Origin of the sequence: Streptomyces sp. NPDC012474, assembly GCF_042955185.1 — a bacterium.
In the GTDB taxonomy this organism is placed as follows: Bacteria; Actinomycetota; Actinomycetes; order Streptomycetales; family Streptomycetaceae; genus Streptomyces; species Streptomyces cahuitamycinicus.
In genome coordinates, this window is sequence record NZ_JBIBEP010000007.1 from 43,903 (window position 1) to 62,769 (window position 18,867).

Sequence of the window (18,867 nt, forward strand, 5' to 3'; positions counted from 1 at the left end):
TGCGGGCGGTCTCAGAGGACGGCGTCGGCGAGCGGGGTGAGGGCGACGGCGTCACGGGTGACGAGAAACTCCGGCCGCTTGCAGTGGAGGGCCGCATTGGACACGGCGTTGTACGTCACCAGCAGCATCGCCCGGCGGTCGGCGGAGGTGTTGCTGGAGGAAGAGTGGACGATGCTCGGATGGAAGACGCAGATCGTGCCGGCCGGTCCGGTCGCCAGCTCGGTGCCGGACCGGGCCGCCAGCTCCTCGGCGACCGTGTCCGGGACGGTGTACTCCAGGTCGGCGGCGACGTGGTTGCGCCAGTCGTGGCTGCGGCCGTCCGCGCCCTGGCCGGCGTCGAGAAGCCCGGAGCGGTGGCTGCCCGGCACGACCCTCAGCGGACCGTTGCCCTCGTGCGTGTCGTCCAGCAGCACCGCGATGTTGACGGCACGGTCCTCGGGCATGCCGTCCTCCCGGCTCCAGAACGCGTAGTCCTGGTGCCACGGCCAGGCCGCGCCCTCCCGAGGCTGCTTCATGTTGACCTTGAACTGGTAGACGTACACCGGCTCACCGAGGAGGTGCTCTGCCAGCCCGAGCAGCGCGGGCAGCCGGACCAGGCGGCCGCAGACGTCGTCGAAGTCGTGGCAGCCGTGGATGGCGCGAACCGCGTCGCTGCCCTTCTCGTGCACGACCTCGGGCCGGTCCTGCCGGCTGATCTCCGCCACGCTGGCGCGCAGCTTCTCCACCGACTCCGCGTCGAGCCGCGTCGGCGCGGTGAACCAGCCGTTCTCTTCGTAGGCGGCCCGCAGGGCGCCGGGGGAGCTTGCGGTGTCCAGCATCGAACTCTCCAGAGATGTGGGTGGCTGAGAGGTCTGGCACATCAGTTCGGCCCGTCCCAGGCGTCCCGCAGCGCGGCCCGGTCGACCTTTCCGTTGGCCGTACGGGGAAGCGCGGGGACCTGCTTGAGTTTCGTCGGGACCATGTGCAGCGGCAGCGCGGTGCGGAGCGTGGCCCGCACCTGGCGGGTGGTCAGCACGGCCCCGTCGGCGGTGCTGTACGTCCCGGCCAGCAGCAGCCCGCCGTGGCCGTCGGGCAAGGTCAGCGCGCAGCTCGCGGCGACCCCGGGAACCGACGAAAGGGCGTGCTCCACTTCGCTCAGCTCAATGCGGTAGCCGCGGACCTTCACCTGGTCGTCGGTCCGGCCGAGATAGCGCAGCAGGCCGTCGGGGCCCCGCTCCACGATGTCGCCACTGCGGTAGTAGCGGCGGCCGTCACGCAGGACGAAACGATGCTCGTCGAGTTCCGGCCGGTTGAGGTAGCCGCCGACCACCTGCGGGCCGGCCAGCAGCAGTTCGCCGCGCGCCGCGGGCTGGTCCCGCTCGTCCACGACCTGGGCGGCGAAGCCGCTCAGCGGGGCGCCGATCACCGATTCCGTGCCCTTCAGGTCCCGGTCGGTCAGCCGGTGCAGGGTGGCGTGCACCGTGACCTCGGTGATGCCGTACAGGTTGACCAGGGCCACCCGGTTCAGGCCGATCCGCTCGGCCCAGCTCCGCAGCGAGGCCGGCAGCAGCCGCTCGCCTCCGAAGACGACATAGCGCAGCGCGTTGTCCGGCGCCGAGCGCAGCAGTTCGGCGGAGACCGCGGCGAAGGCGGACGGGGTCTGGTTGAGGACGGTGATCCCCTCGTCCGCGATGAGCCGGGCGGCGGCGCGGGGCTCCATCACGGACCACCGTTCCGGCACGCAGAGCGCGGCTCCGTGCGCCAGCGCGCCCCAGATCTCCCATACGGAGAAGTCGAAGGTCACCGCGTGGAAGAGCAGCCAGCGGTCGTCCGCACGGAAGTCGAAGTGCTCGTCGGTGGAGTGCAGCAGCGCGCCGACATTGCGATGGGAGACCGGGACTCCCTTGGGTACGCCCGTGGTCCCGGAGGTGTAGATGATGTAGGCGGTGCGGTCCAGCGGATCGGCCGGTGCCGCTGACCGCGCGGCGGCGTCGAGGATGCGCAGCCTCGTCGTGTCCGTCACCGCGGTGCCGACCGCGCCCCCGTCCACGATGGCCATCGGGCGCGCGTCGTCGAGGATGAGCTTCATTCGGTGACCGGGCTCCGCCGGGTCCAGCGGAACGTAGGCGGCGCCGGAACGCAGCACCGCCAGCAGCACGACCATCAGTTCGGGGCCGGGCGGCAGTTGCAGCGCCACCCGGGTGCCAGCGCGGATGCCCGCCGCATCCAGCACGGATGCCGCCCGCTGCACCGCCTCGTCCAGCTCGGCATACGTCAGGCGCTGCGAGCCGGCCCACACCGCCGTACGCCGCGGGTGTGCCGCGACCGAGGCCGCCAGGCGTTCGTTGAGATCAAGCATCGGACTCTCCCTTCGGCGACTGCTCCCGCAGGAACGCCGCCAGCCGGTCCAGGCCGGTCTCGATCTCCTCCGGGGTCACGGCGCTGACCGACAGCCGCAGTTGGCGCTCGCCGCCACCGCCGTCGTAGAAATGGCTCACCGGGGTCCACAGCACCCCGTACTTGCCGGCGGACAGCTCCAGCGCCGCGTCGTCGGCGGTGAACGGCACGGTGAGCACCGCGAAGAAGCCGCCCGTCGGCACCTGCCAGCTCACCCCCAGCCGGGCCGCGTCCGGCAGCCGGCGTTCCAGCCCGCTCAGCAGCAGCCGGAGATTGCGGCTGTACACCTCGCGCTCGCGGACGTTCGCGGCGAGTAGGCTGCAGCCGTGTCGGACCAGCTTGCCGCCGACCACCGCCTGCGCGATCGGCGAGGTGTTCACCGTCAGCATGCTCTTGAGCTTCGAGAGCTGGTCCGCGAACAGCCCGACCCGGCCGGCGGCGTCCGCCACCCGCTGATCGGCCACCAGATAGCCCACTCGCGCGCCCGGCAGCGCGGTCTTCGCGAAGGACCCCAAATAGACGACTGAGCGCTCGGTGTCCAGCGCCTTCAGGGTGGGCAGGCGCTGCTGCCCGGGGTCGCCGAACAACCCGTACGGATTGTCCTCAAGCAGCAGCAGCTCCTCCTCCTGCGCCAGCCGCAGCAGCTCCCGGCGGGTCTCCATGCCGAGGGTCAGCCCGGAGGGGTTGGCGAAGTCGGGCATCACGTAGCAGCCGCGAGGCCGGAGTCCTTCACGGCGGGCGTGCTCCAGCGCGGCGCGCAGCGCCTGCGGGTCCGCGCCCGTGGCGCCGCCCGGCACCGGCAGCACCGGCAGGTCGGCCAGGCGGGCGGCGCCGGAGAGCCCTACATAGGTCGGCGAGATGGCGAGCAGCACGTCGCGGGCGTCGGCGCGCAACGCCCGCAGGACCAGATACATGGCCTCCTGGCAGCCCACCGTGACGACGATCGCCTCGGGGTCGCAGACGATGCCCTCGTCGACCCGGAGGTTCTCCGCCACCAGGTCGTGCACCACACCCTTGGTACGGCCGTACTGGAACAGCGTCTCCCGCACCGCGCCCGCGTCCAGCCCGCGCTCGTCCGCCAGGTGGTCGGTGAACGCCCGCAGGTAGTCGTGCAGGTCCTTGATCTCGAAATACGCCTCGCTCGGCCGCCCGGCGGCGAGTGCGATGGCATCGGGATGGCGCTGGGCGATCTCGTTGAGCTGGTTCATGGAGGTGAGCACCGGCTCCGACAGCGCGCCGAAGAGGTCGTCGGTGTGGAGATCGGGTGAGCCCGTCATGCCGTCCTCGCTTCCCGCCCGGGCGCGGCGTGCGGGCCGAGCAGGGCCCGCAGCCGCGCCGCTTCACTGACATCGCCGCAGCCGAGCAGCGTGAGGCCGTCGGCCAGTTCGGTCCGCAGCAGCGCCAGCAGCTGCTCGACGCCGGCAGCGCCGTCGGCGGCCAGGCTCCACAGCACCGGACGCCCGACCAGGACGCCCGAAGCGCCCAGGGCGAGGGCCCGGAGTACGTCGAGGCCACTGCGTATCCCGCTGTCCAGGAGCACCTCGGCCCGGTCGCCGACCGCGGCCCGTACCTCGGGCAGTACGGCGACGCTGGCCGGTGCGCCGTCGAACTGCCGCCCGCCGTGGTTGGACACCACCACGGCGTCCGCGCCGCAGGCCACGGCCCGCAGCGCGTCCGACGGGTCCAGAACTCCCTTGACGATCAGTGGCAGGGACGTCTGGGCGCGCAGCCACTCCACGTCCTGCCAGCCCGCCGCCGGGTCGAGGAGCGAGCGGGTGTGCTCGGCCACCGCCGAGGCACCCTGCTCCCGCAGGTGTGCCCGGCTCGGCCCCGGGGGCAGATGGACGGCCCGCACCTGGGAGGGCAGCGCGAAACCGTTGCGCAGATCCCGCAGGCGCCGTCCCATGACCGCGACGTCGATCGTGATCATCACGGCCTGGCAGCCGGCGGCCTCGGCCCGCCGGATCAGGTCGAGCATCCGCTCGCGCTCCCGCAGCCAGTAGAGCTGGAACCACAGGGTCGCCCCGGTCCCCGCGATCTCCTCCACGCTGCGGCTGCTGAGCATGCCGACCGTGAACGGCACCCCGGCGGTCTTCGCCGCCTGCGCCGTGGCGAGTTCCCCGTCGGGGTGCACGAGCTGGTGGTAGGCCATCGGCGCGACCGCGACCGGCATGCTCGCGGGCGCGCCGACGACCGGAGCCGCGGTCGAGGTGCTCGCCGCGCCGCGCAGCATCCTCGGCACGAGCGCGATGTCCTCCAAGGCGGTGCGGTTGGCCCCGAGGACCCGCTCCGTGCCGCTGCCGCCCTCGATGAAGTCCCAGACGCCGGGCGGCAGGCAGGCGGCGGCACGGCGCGCGAAGTCCTCCGCACAGACCGCGGGAGCCGCGTCGCCGGCCGCAGGCTCGTGCAAGGTCATCCTCGGGACTCCTCGGCATCGCGCCCCAGCTGCACGGCCTCGTACAGCGCCCGGATGTTGTTGGAGCCGAAGGTGCGGGCCCCGAAGCGCTCGATGACCTCCATGAAGAGAGTCCGGCGGGAGTGCACGGAGCGGGTGAAGATCTGGAAGAGCTGCCCGTCGTGGTCCTCGTCCATCAGGATGTTGAGATCCCGCAGCGCCGGGATGCTGTGCCGGCGCGGCATGGACCGCTCCTCCAGCAGCCGGTAGTAGGCGCTCGGCGTCTCCAGGAAGCCGACGCCGGCGGCGGCCATCGTCCCGACCGACCGCACGATGTCGTCCGTGCTGAAGGCGATGTGCTGCACGCCCACCGAGCCGTGGTTCTTCAGGAACTCGTCGATCTGCCCCGGATCCCGGCGGGTGTCGGGCTCGATGAGGGTCAGCGTGATGTCTCCGGAGGCGGACTGGACGACCTTCGAGATCATCGCCTGGCTGCCGACCTCGATGTCCTCCTCGAAGATCACCGAGAAGTCGAGCACCTGCGCGTAGTAGGCACAGGTGGCGTCCAGCGTCCCCGCCTCCAGGCAGACCGCGAAGTGGTCCATGGAGGTGAGCCGTGGCCCGTCGGCCGGCGCCGGCCGGGACACGGGGCGGAACCCGGGCAGGGGAGTGGCCGCAGCACCGTCCGGACGCTGGAGGAGGACGTGCTGGACATCGCCGAAGCCCCCGATCGCCGCCGTCACGAAGCCGTCGCGGCGCTCCGGCTCGGAGCGCGGGGAAGCGCCGCGACGCACCGCCTCGTCGAAGGCCGCGGCGGCGTCGGCGACCCCGAGGCCCAGTGTGCCGACGCCGTCACCGTGCTGGGCGACGTACGCGGAGGCTCGGTGTTCCGGGGCCAGGCCCTGAGTCAGGACGATCCGGATCCGGCCCTGTTCCAGCAGGCGGGACCGCGCGCCCGTCTGCCCGGCCTCGCCCTCGTTGTCGGCCGTGACCGCAAAGCCGTACTGGCCGACCAGTTCCCCGCTGCTCGACTCCAGGTCGGTGACGCAGAGTTCGACGTGGTCCAGGTGCAGCGAACGGAAGAGCGGCGAACTGCCTGATGCGCCTGCGTCGGCGGCCATGTCAGGCGTCCTGGTCCATCGCGGCGGCGAGACTGCGCGGCCGCATGTCGGTCCAGTTGTCGTTGACGTACCGCAGGCAGTCCTCCCGCCCGGCCGGGCCGTGCGCCGTGCTCCATCCGGCCGGCACGTCCGCGAACACGGGCCACAGCGAGTGCTGGCCCTCGTCGTTCACCAGCACCAGGAACTCGGCGTCGGCGTCGTCGAAGGGGTTGCTCATGATTGCTCCTCGGATGATCGGAAGGACACAGGTCTTCGGTTGTTGCACCGCGAGCCGATACGGCCGCTTCCGCGGCACGTACGCGCGGCGGCTCGCCGCAGGTCGACGGGGGCCGGGCCGCGGGGCCGGGCGTCGGCGGCGGTCTTCTCCTCGGTCGCGGCGAGGAAGAGCGCGTCGCCCTCGCACGGGTGCGGCTTCGCGCCGCGGCAGGCGTGGTCACCGAGGAACACACGCAGCACGGTCAACCGGTACGGGTGGCGCTGCGCGGGGGATCGCGTCCGGCGGGCAGTCGTCCGCCAGGGTGAGCGAGCCGGCCCCCCCCGCACCGGTGTTCCGCGCGTGCCTCGCGCGGGCGGGGCCGGAATCGGTCAGCCGGCCGGCCGAACCCAGCGCAGGGCGTCGCTGGAGCTGATGAGTCCGCCCTCGAACAGCGGGTCAGCGGCTTCGAAGGCATCGCCGAATTCCGCCATGGCCTGTACCTCGACGCCCTGGTCCATCAAGTTGCCGATGGCCTCGGACTTGTAGAGGGGCAGAGCGTCGTCCCCGCCGTTCGCGCTGACGGCATTGGCCCCGCTGTCGAGAGCGGACGCGGCCTTTTCGAGCCGTTCGCGCGTGGCGTCGGTGTTGCCGATGGAGGCGTCGCCCGAGGCGGCACCACCGACGAGGTTGATGAAGCACTCCAGTTCGTCGTCCGAGGTTTGCCTCACCTTCTTCGCCGACCAGTAGTACGAGTTTTCGTCGGAGTGGGTCTGGTAGAAGGACATGAGGAACTCGTAGAAGACCGAATACTCGCGGCGGTACCGCTTTTCGAATTCGGCGAAGCAGGTCGCCTCGTCCAGTTCGCCCTCCAGGGCGCTGTTGATCGAGCGCGCCGCCAGCAGGGCGCTGTAGGTGGCGAGATGGACGCCGGAGGAGAACACCGGGTCGATGAAGCAGGCGGCGTCCCCGACCAGTACCATTCCGGGCTTCCAGAACCGGCTGTGGAGGTACGAGTAGTCCTTCCGCACCCTCACCTCGCCGTAGATCCCGTCGGTGACGCGCTTGGCGTTCGCCAGCATGCCGGACACGTGCGGCGCCTTGGCGATGAGCTTCTCCAGCGCCGTCGGGCGGTCGCCCTGGACCTCCGCGGCCTTGTCCCGGTTGACGACCGCGCCGACGCTCGTCAGGTCGTCGGTCAACGGGATGTACCAGAACCACCCGTCTTCGAAGGCTTCGCAGAAGATGTTGCCGCGGCGGGGGTACGGAAGCCGCTCACCGCCCTCGAAGTAGCCGAAGACGGCGATGTTCTGGAAGAACTTCGAGTACATGCGCTCCCCGCCCACCGCGGTGTTGGTGCGGCTGCGGTGTCCGGAGGCGTCGACCACGTGACGGGCGTGCGCCGTCCGCGTCCGTCCGTCCGGGTCGGTGTACACGACTCCGGACACCCGGTCGTCGCTCTCCAGCACCTTGGTGACGGTGCATCCTTCGCGGACGTCCACACCGAGCCGGGCGGAGTGGCGCAGCAGGATCTCGTCGAACTTGCTCCGCTCCACCTGGTACGCCCGGGAGCTCGGGCCGGCCAGTTTGGGCGAGAGCGCGAAGACGAACGACCACGGATCCGGGCTGCTGCCCCACCTGAACGTCCCGCCCGCCTTCGGGGTGAATCCCTGGGCGTCTATCTCGTCGGCGACACCGAGAAGGCCGCAGATGCCGTGGATCGTCGCGGGTATCAGTGACTCCCCGATCTGATACCGGGGGAAGTGCTCCTTTTCGAGGAGAAGCACACGGTGACCCGCCTTGGCGACCAATCCGGCAGTCGTGGAACCCCCCGGCCCGCCGCCCACCACGATGACGTCGAATTCCTCTGCAGCCGTGTCACTCATGTCGCTCAACTCCCGTCACATTGCACGCGGAAAAGACGCCCTGGTTGCGGACCTATCGTTGGCGGGCCTCTCTGCACGGTCAACCCGCATGATCATTTGTTGGGCGAACGCGCGGGTCGCCGAATCCCCCGCGGCCCTGGACCGGGCAACGGGCGCTTGCCGGGGATGTTCGGCTGGGGATTGTCCTCAGTCGAACGTGTTCGGAAACGACCGGCGGTCGTGAAGCCGAGGCCTCTTGCTCCGTCGCGGAGTCGAGCGAGGAGGGACGCCTGCGGACCATGCCGGTCCCCACGGTCGGCCGACGCGGTGCCGGACCCGACGCCCCCCGAGGCACGACCGGTCGAACCGAGGTGCGACCACGGCAGCGGTGACGAGGGTGGCGAGGCCGGGTGTGAAGGCCTCCGCCCGGCGCTTCGTGAGCCCGCCGCAGCCGACAGCGGCACGGCTGGGGCGGGGTCGTCGGCGGTCTCCGCCAGGGGCGTCCGGGGGGCGCCGGAACGACGGGGGGAACCGGCACGACCGGCAACGGTCAATGGCTCTTGACTGTCACGTCAATGCAGTTCGGAAGCGTTTTCGCGGTGTCGATCAAGGTGCTCTGCTGTTCGGTGGGCCGTCGTTGTCACCGCATGGGATGTGTGCGAACTTCATGGCTCGGCGCCACCAGCCGCATCACCGGCCCCGCTCCGAAAAGGAGGGTGAACCGTGGGAACTGACAGCCAGAACTTCGTGCACCACATGGTCCGTGAGCAGGCCGGGCGTACTCCGCAGGCCGTGGCCGTGCGGTGCGGTGGCGTCAGCCTGACCTACGGACAACTCCAGGACCGGGCCGACCGGTTGACGCGTCGTCTCGTCGATGAGGGCGCCGGGCCCGAGCGGCCGGTACTGCTGGCGCTGGGACGATCGGTGGATCTCGCGATCGCCGAACTCGCCGTGCTGGGCGCGGGGTCGTTCTACGTACCGGTGCACCTGTCCTGGCCACAGCGGTGGATACGGCGGATCGCCGCGGACTCGGGGGCCTCCGTGCTGCTCACGGACGGGTCCCTGGGCGACCGGGTGCCGCGGCTGCCGAGCACCGTCCGGACCGACGCCCCCCTCCCGCCCGCCCCGGCCCCGGCCCCGGAGTGCCGGCCCGAGCAGCTCGCCTACGTGATGTACACCTCCGGCTCCACCGGGGCCCCCAAAGGCGTCGCGATCCCCCACGCGGAACTCGCCGCCCTCGTCACCGACAGCATGTTCCACGAGCCCGGCGCCCACGAGCGGGTCCTGATGCTCGCTTCGTACGCCTTCGACCCGGCCGACTACGCGCTCTGGCACCCCCTCACCCACGGCGGGACCGCCGTCATCGCCACCGAGGACCAGGTGACGGCCGACGGCATCGCCGACCTCGTCCGCACCGAGCGGATCACCGCCGTGGAGATCACCTCCGGCCTCTTCAACCTCGTCGGCGAAGAACGCCCGCACGCCTTCGCCGGCACCCGGGAGGTACTGACCGGCGGTGACGTCGTCTCCGCGACCGCCGTACGCAACATCCTCCGTGCCTGCCCCGGGACCACCGTCCGCGCCACGTACGGGCCCACCGAAACCACCCTGTACGCCACGCAGGTCCCCTTGCGCGGCGCGGCCCAGGTCACGGCACCGGTGCCGCTCGGACGCCCCCTCGACGGTCTGCGCGTCCAGGTTCTGGACGGCACGCTGGCCCCCGTCCGCCCCGGCGAGGTGGGCGAGATCTACCTCGGCGGCGCCGGGCTGGCCCGCTGCTACCAGGGCCGGCCCGACCTCACCGCGGAACGCTTCGTGGCCGATCCGTGCGGGCCGGCCGGCAGCCGCATGTACCGCACCGGGGACCGCGCCCGTACGCTGCCCGGCGGCCTGCTCGTCTTCGCCGGGCGCGCCGACCGGCAGCTGAAGATCCGAGGCTTCCGCGTCGAGGTCGCCGAGGTGGAGGCGGTGCTCGCATCCTGCCGCGGCGTGCGGCAGGCAGCGGTCGCCGTACGCCGAGGGCAGCGCTCCGATGACACCAAGCTCGTCGGCTACCCGGTGCTGGACGGCACCGTGACACCCGCCGGGATACAGGCCGAGCTCGCCAGGCGGCTGCCCGACTACATGGTGCCCGCGGCCCTGGTCCCGATGGACCGGCTGCCGCTCACCCCGAACCACAAGGTCGACCACAAAGCCCTGCCCGCGCCGCCCGACCGGCCGGCCGCGCCCGCGGTGGCGCCGCGCACCGCCCATGAGGCCGGACTGTGCGCCCTGTTCGCCGATGTCCTGGGTACGGGGGAGCCCGGCATCGACGACGACTTCTTCCAACTCGGCGGTGACTCCCTGTCCGCGACCCGGCTGGTCGGCCGGATCCGCGCAGAGTACGACATCGCCCTGACCGTCGGCGCCGTGTTCGGCAACCCCACGGTGGCCCGGCTCGCCGGTCTGCTGACGGACACCGCCGAGGGGCGCCCCGCACTGCTGCGGACCGACCCGCGGCCCGCGGTCGTGCCGCTGTCGCCGGTGCAGCAGCGACTGTGGTTCCTCAGCTGCCTCGACGCCACCTCGGCCGCGTACAACCTGCCCGTCCTGGTGCGCATCAAGGGAGCCGTCGACGTAAAGGCCCTGACCGCCGCGCTGCGCGACCTGCTGGGCCGCCACGAGAGCCTGCGCACGGTGGTGCGGAAGTCCACCGACGGCCCTTGCCAAGTGGTGCTCCCAGCGGCGGAGGCCACGCCCGAGCTGGTCGCGGAGAGCGTCGCCGACCTCGACCGCGCGGTGCGCGAGGAAGCACGCCGACCGTTCGACCCCGCCACGGACCCGCCGCTGCGGGCCCGGCTGTTCGAGGCGGGAGACGGCGACAGCGCCCTGCTCCTGGTGCTGAACCACATCGGCACCGACGGCTGGTCTCTGGGCCCGCTGACCCGGGACCTGGAGCAGGCGTACGGCGCCCGCCGCCAAGGGCACGCGCCGTCCTGGCCGCCGCTGCCCGTCCAGTACGCCGACTACACCCTGTGGCACCAGCGGCTCCTGGGCGATCCCCGCGACCCCGGGAGCCTGGCCGCCCACCAACTGGCCCACTGGCGGCGCACGCTCGACGGTGTGCCCGGGGAGCTGCAGCTCCCCGCGGACCGGCCCCGCCCCGCGGCGCCGGCCGGCCGTGGCGGTGCCGTACCGCTGCAGATCGACGCGGCCCTGCACGCCGAGGTCCGCCACATCGCCCGCGCCACCGGCACCACGGTCTTCATGGTGCTGCACGCCGCCCTGGCCGCGCTGCTCACCCGGCTCGGCGCCGGTACCGACATCCCGGTCGGCACCACGGTGGCGGGGCGCACCGAGGCCGTACTCGACGACCTCGTCGGCTTCTTCGTGAACACCCTCGTGCTGCGTACCGACACCGCAGGCCGCCCCAGCTTCCGGCAGCTCCTGGGGCGGGTGCGTGAGACCGACCTCGCGGCGTTCGAGCACCAGGACGTGCCCTTCGACCTGGTGGTCGACGCCCACGGCGCCGAGCGCTCGCCCGCCCGGCACCCGCTGTTCCAGGTGATGCTCGCGCTGGAGACCCCGGGCGGATACTGGTTCACGCTGCCGGGCCTGCAGACCGACACCGAGGAACTGCACAACGACACGGCCAAGTGCGACCTGCTGCTCAGCCTGACCGAACAGCAGGGTCCGGAGTCGGCCCCCGCGGGGATCACCGGGCGGCTGGAGTACGACGCCGGTCTCTTCGACGCCGGTACGGCCGACCTGATCGCCCGCCGGTTCACGCTCCTGCTGGCCGCCGCCGTGCACGCACCGGAGCAGGAGATCGAGGACCTCGACCTGTTCCTGCCGGGGGAGCGGCACCGCACGATGGTCCAGTGGAACGCCACCGACACGCCGCTGCCGCGGTCGTCGCTGAGCGAACTGCTGCGGCGGCAGGCCAGCCGCACGCCGACGGCGATCGCGGTCGCCGCGCACGACGGCCGGCTCTCCTACGCCGAACTGGACCACCGGTCCGACCGGTTGGCGCAGCTGTTACTGGCACGCGGCGCCGGCCCGGGCACCAGCGTGGCCCTGCTTCTGCCCCGCGGCATGGATCTGGTGGTCGCCTTCGCGGCGGTCCTGAAGGCCGGAGCCGCCTATCTGCCGGTGGACGTCGGCCATCCGGACGACCGGATCCGCTACATCCTCGAAGACGCCCGCCCGGCCGTGGTCCTCGGCCGGGAAGAGGCTGCCGGGCGGCTCGCGGGCGACGTGCCGCTGCTCGATCCCGCGGCCGCCGACCGCCCCGACGGCTCGACCTCACCCCAGGAGCCCGCCGCCGCGGGCCTTCGGGCCCGGACCCTGCCGGACGCCCCCGGCTACGTCGTCTACACCTCCGGCTCCACCGGACGCCCCAAAGGCGTGGTCCTCCCCGTCCGCGTCCTGCACAACCTCCTCGCCTGGAACGCCTCGGTGTTCCCCGGGGAACCGGGCTCCCGCGTAGCCCAGTTCAGCGCCGTCGGCTTCGACGCCTCGGAGCACGAGATGCTCACGGCCCTGCTCAACGGGAAGACCCTCTGCGTCCCCGACGAGGACACCAGGCTCAACCCGGCCAAGCTGGCGGCCTGGCTGGAGCGCGAACGGATCACCGAATTCTTCGCCCCCGACCTCGTGATCTCCGCCGTGCTGGAAGCGGCCGCGGAACAGGGGCTGCGGCTGGCCCACTTGCGGCACATCCTCCAGGCGGGCGAGCCCCTCCGGCTCACCCCGCGCCTGGCCGCCTTCCACCGAGCCCGCCCCCTGCTGCGTCTTCACAACCACTACGGGCCCTCCGAGACGCACGTCGTCACGGCGGCGACCCTGCCCGCCGACGTCGACGCCTGGCCGGCCGGCGCACCGCTGGGCGACCCGATCTGGAACACCCGCGGCTACGTCCTGGACACCCGGCTGCGGCCGGTGCCGGTCGGCGTGGAAGGCGAGCTGTACCTGGCGGGGGAGTGCCTGGCCCACGGCTACCTCGGACGCCCCGGCCTGACGGCCGGACGCTTCGTCGCCGACCCGTTCGGCGGCCCCGGCGAGCGCCTGTACCGCACCGGTGACCTGGTCATCCGACGGCCCGACGGGAGCCTGGAGTTCCGGGGACGTACGGACGACCAGCTCAAGATCCGGGGCATACGGATCGAGCCCGGCGAGATCGAGGGCGTCCTCGCCGCCCACTCCGGCGTCGGCCAGGCAGCCGTCGTACCGCAGGAGGACGAGGCGCTCGGCCCGCACCTCGTCGCCTACGTGGTGCCGGCGGAGGGCGCGGCGGCCCCGGCCTCCGAGGAGCTGCGCCGCTGCGTCGCCCGCGCACTCCCCGAGGCCATGGTCCCGGCGGCTTTCGTGCTGCTGCCCGCGCTGCCGCTGACACCCAACGGCAAGCTGGACCGGCGCAGCCTGCCGCGGCCGGACCGCCGCGGCGGTGCCGGCCGCGAGCCGAGCACCGCCCACGAGCGGCTGCTGTGCCGTCTGTTCGCGGAGGTCCTCGGCGTCGCCACCGTCGGCGTCCGGGACGACTTCTTCGAACTCGGCGGGTCCTCGCTGCTGGCGACCCGCCTGGTCAACCGGATCGGCACCAAGCTGTCCCTGGACATGCCGGTGCGCTGGATCTTCGAGTCACCCACCGTCGCCGGGCTGGCCGGCCGCCTGGAGGCGGAGCCGTCGCACGGCGAGGCGTCCCGCGCGCCCCGCCGCCCGGCGCTGGTCCGCAGGACACCGCCCGGTGCCGCCCCCGTATCGCCCGCCTCGTCCCCCTTTCGAGGCCCCCGACCCGCTCGCAGGGAGGACTGAAACATGCGCATCACCTCTGGCCAGGACGCGGAGGGCGAAGCCGAACCGGACCTGTCCGACCCGCACTTCTACGGCACCGGGGACCCGCACCCGGTATGGGCCCGGCTGCGTCGCGAAGGACCGGTACTCCGCACGTGCCCCATGGGCGACCGGCCGGAGTTCTGGGTCGCGACCCGGTACGCGGACGTGTCCCGGGTGTTGAGCCGGCATGAGGAGTTCACCGCCTCCCAGGGCAACATCCTGACCACGCTGGGCCGGACCGACATCGCGGGCGGCAAGATGCTGGCGGTCAGCGACCCGCCCGACCACCACCGGCTCAAGAGCCCGCTCACCCCGTACCTGGGCAGCAAGCGGGCTGTGGGCGGCTTGGAGCCCAAGCTACGGGAGTTCGCGCGCCGCCTGCTGTCGGTCGGCGCCCGTGAGAGCACCTGGGACTTCGCGGCCGAGGCGACGTATTTCCCGATCGCCCTCGGCGGTCTGCTGCTGGGCATCCCGGAAACCGCCTGGGAGAAGCTGAGGCACTTCACCTACGCGGCCGTCGCCGAGTCCGACCCGGACTTCGCCGTCGCCGGGAAGTCCCGTGCCGCCGTGCTGAGCCGGGCGCACTCCGAGATCTTCCTCTACTTCCGCACCGAGGTGTCCCGTCCGCGCCGCGCGGAGGCCGACGACCTCATCGGCGCGCTGCTGCGGGCGGCCCCGGACGGGCGGCCGATGACCCAGGAGGAGGTGATCCTCAACGCCTACAGCCTGCTGATCGGCGCCACCGTCACCACCTCCCACGCGGCCGGCGCCGGCCTGCTGGCGCTACTGGAGAACCCGCGCGAGTACGACCGCTGGCAGCGGAGCGGGGACACCGAGACCCTGGTGGAGGAGATCCTGCGCTGGTCCTCACCCGCCAACCACGCGCTGCGCCACACCACCGACGCGGCCCGCCTGAACGACACGGCCGTCGGCGCCGGACAGCCGGTGACGGCCTGGCTGGGCTCCGCCAACCGCGACGAGAGCGTCTTCGCGGAGCCCTTCCGCTTCCGCGCCGACCGCAGCCCCAACCGTCACATAGCGTTCGGAACCGGAGTGCACCGGTGCATCGGCGCCCACCTGGCCCGACTCGCGCTGAACGTCCTGTTCGAGGAGATCGACAGGAACTTCGAGCGGATCGAACTGGCCGGTGAACCCCGCCATCTGCACTCGACCTTCATCGCCGGGATCAAGAACCTCCCCGTGCGCTCGGTGCTCAGCCCCGACGGGCACGCGCTGAAGGACCTGCCGCCGCTCGGCCACCCCATGGAGGAAGCGCAGTGACATCCGTAGCCCTGCCGGAATCCGCCGGGCCCGCGTCCGCGTCCGGCACCTGGTCGCACCCGGCCCAGCACGTCGTGCGCTGCCTGCACATCAAGGGCGGCTTCGAGACCCAGGTGGCCAGGACCGCCTTCACGGCGCTGCTCGAACGGCACCCGCTGCTGCGCACCGCGCTTCCGGACGGTGCCACCGTCCCGGCCGTCACCGTGCCGGACCCCGCGCGCGTCGACTTCGCCACGAGCGAGGTGCCGGCCGCACAGGCCCTGGCCCGGGCCGCAACGGTGGCGGCCGAACCCTTCGACCTCGCCCGCGGACCGCTGCTGCGCCTGCGCGTTCTGGAACTCGGCGACGGTGAGCGGCTGCTGGTGGCCGCGGCCCACCGGTTGGTGCTCGACCCCGGCACGCTGGACGCCTTCCTCGCCGAACACGCGCGCATGTACACCGCCGTGCTGCGAGGCGGCCCGGCCGCCGGCCGAGGCCCCGCCGAGCCCGCGGACGCGGTCTGGCCGCCGGCCGAGGAGTCAGCCGCCATCCGGGACCGCAGGCTGCGCGAGGCGGCCGGGATGCCCGTCCTCGACCTGCCGACCGACCACCCGCGGCCGTCGCGGCCGGAACGCGCCGCGGCCGTGGTGCGCTGCACCGTCCCGCAGCCGCTGGCGCGGCGGCTGCGCGCGCTGGCCACGGCACCGGAGGACCCCAGCGTCCTGTACGCGGCCGCGGCGGTCCTCCTCGCACGCCACACCGGGCAGGGCGCCGTACCGCTGCTGGTGCCGGTCGCGCCCGAGCAGGACCGGCCGGGTGCGGTGCTCCGCCGCCCGGAGACGGACGTCGTGCTCACCCTCCAGCCGGCGGAGAACCCGACGTTCCACCAGTTGGCCGAACACATCCGTGAGGAACTCGACCGTGCCCGCGCCGACGCGGGCGCGCTGCCCCCGGGCGCCCTGGCGGAAGCCGTCGGCACCTGCGGCGATCCCGGCCGCCAGCCCGTACCGGTCAAGGTCGCGGCCCGTGCCCCGGCCGGCCCGCCGCCGCACTACCCTGGCGCCTCCTGCACCTCGGTCGACGTCGGCACAGGTACGGCGGCCCGCGACCTCTCGCTCCGCTTCGACCTCCACGACGAGACGCTGAGCGCAACGCTGGAGTACGACACCGGCCTCTTCGAGCCGGTCACCGCGCGGCGGCTGACGCGGCGCCTGGAACACCTGCTGGCCGCGGTCGCGGACGACCCGCACCGCCCGGTGGCCGAACTGCCGGTGCTCCCGCCCGAGGAACGGGCCCTGGTGGTCACCGACTGGAACCGCACCGCGCGCGACTTCCCCCGGACCCGCACCACCTCCTCCCTCTTCGAGGAACAGGTCGCGCGCGCCCCGGACGCCATCGCCGTGCAGCACGAGGACGAACGGCTCACCTACCGTGAACTCAACGTGCGTGCCAACCGGCTGGCGCACCGGCTGATCGACGCGGGCGTGCGCCCCGACCAACCGGTCGGCCTCTGCCTGCCCCGCTCGGTCGACATGATGGTGTCGCTCCTCGCCATCCTGAAGGCGGGTGGCGCCTACCTGCCCCTCGACCCCGGTCACCCGGTACAGCGGCTGGCCTTCGTCGTCCGGGACGCCGGCGCACGGGTCGTCGTCACGGATGCGGCCCACGCGGACGCGTTCGCCGACACCCCGGCCACCGCCCTGCGCCCGGACCAGCCGGACCCGCACGTGCCCGGCGACGAGCCGGCCGACCCGCAGGTGGCGGCCACGGCCGAGCACCTCGCCTACGTCATCTACACGTCCGGCTCCACCGGACGGCCCAAGGGCGTCGCCGTCCCGCACCGGGCCCTCAGCCGCCTCGTCAAGGGCGCCGACTACGCCCGGCTCGGCTCCGGCGAGGCGCATCTGCACCTGTCCCCGCTCACCTTCGACGCCTCCCTGCTGGAGGTGTGGGGGCCGCTGCTGAACGGCGGCACGGTGGTGCTGCCCCCCTCGGGCCTGCCGTTCCCGGACCAGCTGAAGGCGGCGCTGCGCAAACACCGGATCACCACGCTGCTGCTGATCTCTCCGCAGCTGCAAGTGGGGGCCGAGCAGTTCCCCGAGGACCTGGCACGAGTGCGGCAGCTGCTCGTGGGCGGCGACGTCCTCTCGCCGGCCGCCGCCGCCCGCCTCTTGCCGCACCTGCACGACACCCGGTTCCTGCACGTCTACGGACCCACGGAGTGCACGCTCTTCGCCACCTGGCAGCCCATCGAGGCCGCAGACACCCTCCGCCCCACCATCCCCATCGGCCGGCCGCTGGCCAACACCCAGGCCTACGTCCTCGATGAACGCCTGAACCCGGCGCCGGTCGGCGTCCCCGGTGAGCTGTGGCTCGGCGGCGACGGACTGGCGCGAGGGTACCTCGGCCGGCCGGACCTCGACGCGGAGCGGTTCGTCGCGAGCCCGTTCGGCCCGCCGGGCAGCAGGATGTACCGCAGCGGCGACCTCGCCCGCTGGCTGCCCGACGGACGGCTGGAGTTCCTCGGCCGCGGCGACGACCAGGTGAAGATCAGGGGCTACCGGATCGAACTGGGCGAGATCGAGGCGGCGCTGGCGGACCATCCCCTTATCCGTTCGGTGGCCGTCGTCGTACGCGACGACGCGCCCGGCGGGCGGGAACTGGCGGCCTACCTCGTCGGCGACGACCTTCCTGAGGACGCGGCGCTGCGTGAGCACCTGTCGTCCCGGCTGCCGTCGTACATGGTGCCCGCGGCCTTCGTCCGCCTCGACGAGCTGCCGCTGACGGAGAACGGCAAGCTGGACCGCAAGAACCTGCCGGCCCCCAGGAGCGGCGGCGCACCGCCCCCCGCCACGGCACCCGCGGACACGCTGGAAGGCCAGGTCCTGGCGACCATGGCCGAGGTCCTCCAGACGGAGGGCATCGGCCCGGACGACGACTTCTTCGAGTACGGCGGCAACTCGCTGCTCCTGGTCGACCTCTTCACCCTGCTCCAGGAGCGCTTCCCCGATGCCGGCCTGGAACTCGCCGACCTGCTGGACAACCGCACCGGCGCTCACATCGCCGTGCTCCTGGACGCTGCTCAGGGACGTGCATGAGCAGCGAACCGACCCGCTGGATCCTCGGCACACCGGCCGGCAGCCCCGACGGGGACCGCCTCTTCTGCTTCCCGCACGCCGGGTCCGGCGCGAGCGCCTTCACGGCCTGGCGCGCCCACCTGCCGGAGGCGGTGGAGCTGTACCCTGTGCAGCTGCCCGGCCGGGAGAACCGCAGCGGCGAACCCATGCCGGACACCCTCGACGAGCTCGCCGCCCGGCTGGCCGACGACCTGCTGCCACTGCTGCGGCCCCCGTACCTGCTGTTCGGCCACAGCTTCGGCGGCCTCGTCTGCTACGCGCTCACGACCGAACTGCACCGGCGCGGGCACCCGTTGCCGAGACAGCTGCTGATCTCCGGCGCGCGACCGCCGCACCTCGCGGCCAAGGACGCCTACCACACACTTGCCCATGACGAGTTGCTCAGCCACGTACGCGACACGGGCGGAATCTCCGCACCCCTGCTCGAACACCCGGCGTTCGTGCGCCGCCTGCTCGACGTGGTCCGCAACGACCTGCGGATGGCGGCCGAGTTCAGCCCCGCCCCCGCCGCGGTCCTGCCCTGCCCGGTCACCGTCTTCGCCGCGGCGGACGACCCCGTGGTGTCACCGGTGGAGATGGAGGACTGGCGGGACTACGCGGGCGGGGAGTTCGTCATGCACCGGGGCCCGGGCGACCACTACGCGGTCTACGACCCCTCCGGTGCGTTCTTCAGCACGATCGTGCGCAGCCAACGATGAGGAGACAA

General features: G+C 72.6%; 12 protein-coding genes. 4 read left to right on the forward strand and 8 right to left on the reverse strand.

The genetic code is table 11. The features are described from left to right. Positions 1–11: 11 nt before the first annotated feature. The 8 genes from ACFY9S_RS17445 to ACFY9S_RS17480 all read right to left on the reverse strand — a co-directional run bounded on the left by ACFY9S_RS17445 (position 12) and on the right by ACFY9S_RS17480 (position 7,971). Entirely contained in the window at positions 12–818 is an 807-nt protein-coding gene (locus ACFY9S_RS17445; protein ID WP_391128907.1) for a phytanoyl-CoA dioxygenase family protein, read from the reverse strand. Positions 819–859: 41 nt separating this feature from the next. Continuing rightward, on the reverse strand, positions 860–2,338 hold the full coding sequence (locus tag ACFY9S_RS17450) for an amino acid adenylation domain-containing protein (protein WP_391128910.1): 1,479 nt from the start codon (positions 2,336–2,338) through the stop codon (positions 860–862). Then, positions 2,331–3,653: an aminotransferase class I/II-fold pyridoxal phosphate-dependent enzyme gene (locus ACFY9S_RS17455; protein ID WP_391128913.1), complete on the reverse strand. Its 1,323-nt coding sequence runs from the start codon at positions 3,651–3,653 to the stop codon at positions 2,331–2,333. The genes ACFY9S_RS17450 and ACFY9S_RS17455 overlap by 8 nt, the downstream gene beginning before the upstream one ends. Then, positions 3,650–4,792: an alpha-hydroxy-acid oxidizing protein gene (locus ACFY9S_RS17460; protein ID WP_391128916.1), complete on the reverse strand. Its 1,143-nt coding sequence runs from the start codon at positions 4,790–4,792 to the stop codon at positions 3,650–3,652. Before ACFY9S_RS17460 ends, ACFY9S_RS17455 begins: the two co-directional genes overlap by 4 nt. Beyond that, entirely contained in the window at positions 4,789–5,892 is a 1,104-nt protein-coding gene (gene hppD / locus ACFY9S_RS17465) for a 4-hydroxyphenylpyruvate dioxygenase (RefSeq protein ID WP_391128919.1), read from the reverse strand. Before hppD ends, ACFY9S_RS17460 begins: the two co-directional genes overlap by 4 nt. A gap of 1 nt (position 5,893) precedes the next feature. Further along, positions 5,894–6,109, reverse strand: a complete 216-nt coding sequence (locus ACFY9S_RS17470) for an MbtH family NRPS accessory protein (RefSeq protein ID WP_391128922.1) — start codon at positions 6,107–6,109, stop codon at positions 5,894–5,896. Next, positions 6,106–6,348 (reverse strand): hypothetical protein, encoded by a 243-nt coding sequence (locus ACFY9S_RS17475; protein ID WP_391128925.1) that lies wholly within the window; start codon positions 6,346–6,348, stop codon positions 6,106–6,108. The genes ACFY9S_RS17470 and ACFY9S_RS17475 overlap by 4 nt, the downstream gene beginning before the upstream one ends. Positions 6,349–6,477: 129 nt before the next feature. Further along, positions 6,478–7,971 carry an FAD-dependent oxidoreductase gene (locus ACFY9S_RS17480; protein WP_391128928.1) on the reverse strand — a complete coding sequence of 498 codons (1,494 nt, stop codon included), beginning with the start codon at positions 7,969–7,971 and terminating at the stop codon, positions 6,478–6,480. Between the two features lie 702 nt (positions 7,972–8,673). On the opposite strand from ACFY9S_RS17480, the gene ACFY9S_RS17485 reads away from it, so the two are divergent. From ACFY9S_RS17485 to ACFY9S_RS17500, 4 genes are read left to right on the forward strand one after another with little or no spacing between them, the layout of a single operon-like run. Beyond that, positions 8,674–13,743 (forward strand): amino acid adenylation domain-containing protein, encoded by a 5,070-nt coding sequence (locus ACFY9S_RS17485; protein ID WP_391128930.1) that lies wholly within the window; start codon positions 8,674–8,676, stop codon positions 13,741–13,743. Positions 13,744–13,746: 3 nt separating this feature from the next. Beyond that, on the forward strand, positions 13,747–15,045 hold the full coding sequence (locus ACFY9S_RS17490; RefSeq protein ID WP_391128932.1) for a cytochrome P450: 1,299 nt from the start codon (positions 13,747–13,749) through the stop codon (positions 15,043–15,045). Continuing rightward, the gene (locus ACFY9S_RS17495; protein ID WP_391128934.1) at positions 15,042–18,122 is read left to right on the forward strand and encodes an amino acid adenylation domain-containing protein; all 3,081 of its coding nucleotides are present in this window, start codon (positions 15,042–15,044) and stop codon (positions 18,120–18,122) included. Before ACFY9S_RS17490 ends, ACFY9S_RS17495 begins: the two co-directional genes overlap by 4 nt. Beyond that, positions 18,119–18,859 carry an alpha/beta fold hydrolase gene (locus ACFY9S_RS17500; RefSeq protein ID WP_391128937.1) on the forward strand — a complete coding sequence of 247 codons (741 nt, stop codon included), beginning with the start codon at positions 18,119–18,121 and terminating at the stop codon, positions 18,857–18,859. Before ACFY9S_RS17495 ends, ACFY9S_RS17500 begins: the two co-directional genes overlap by 4 nt. The last annotated feature ends 8 nt before the right edge of the window (positions 18,860–18,867 follow it).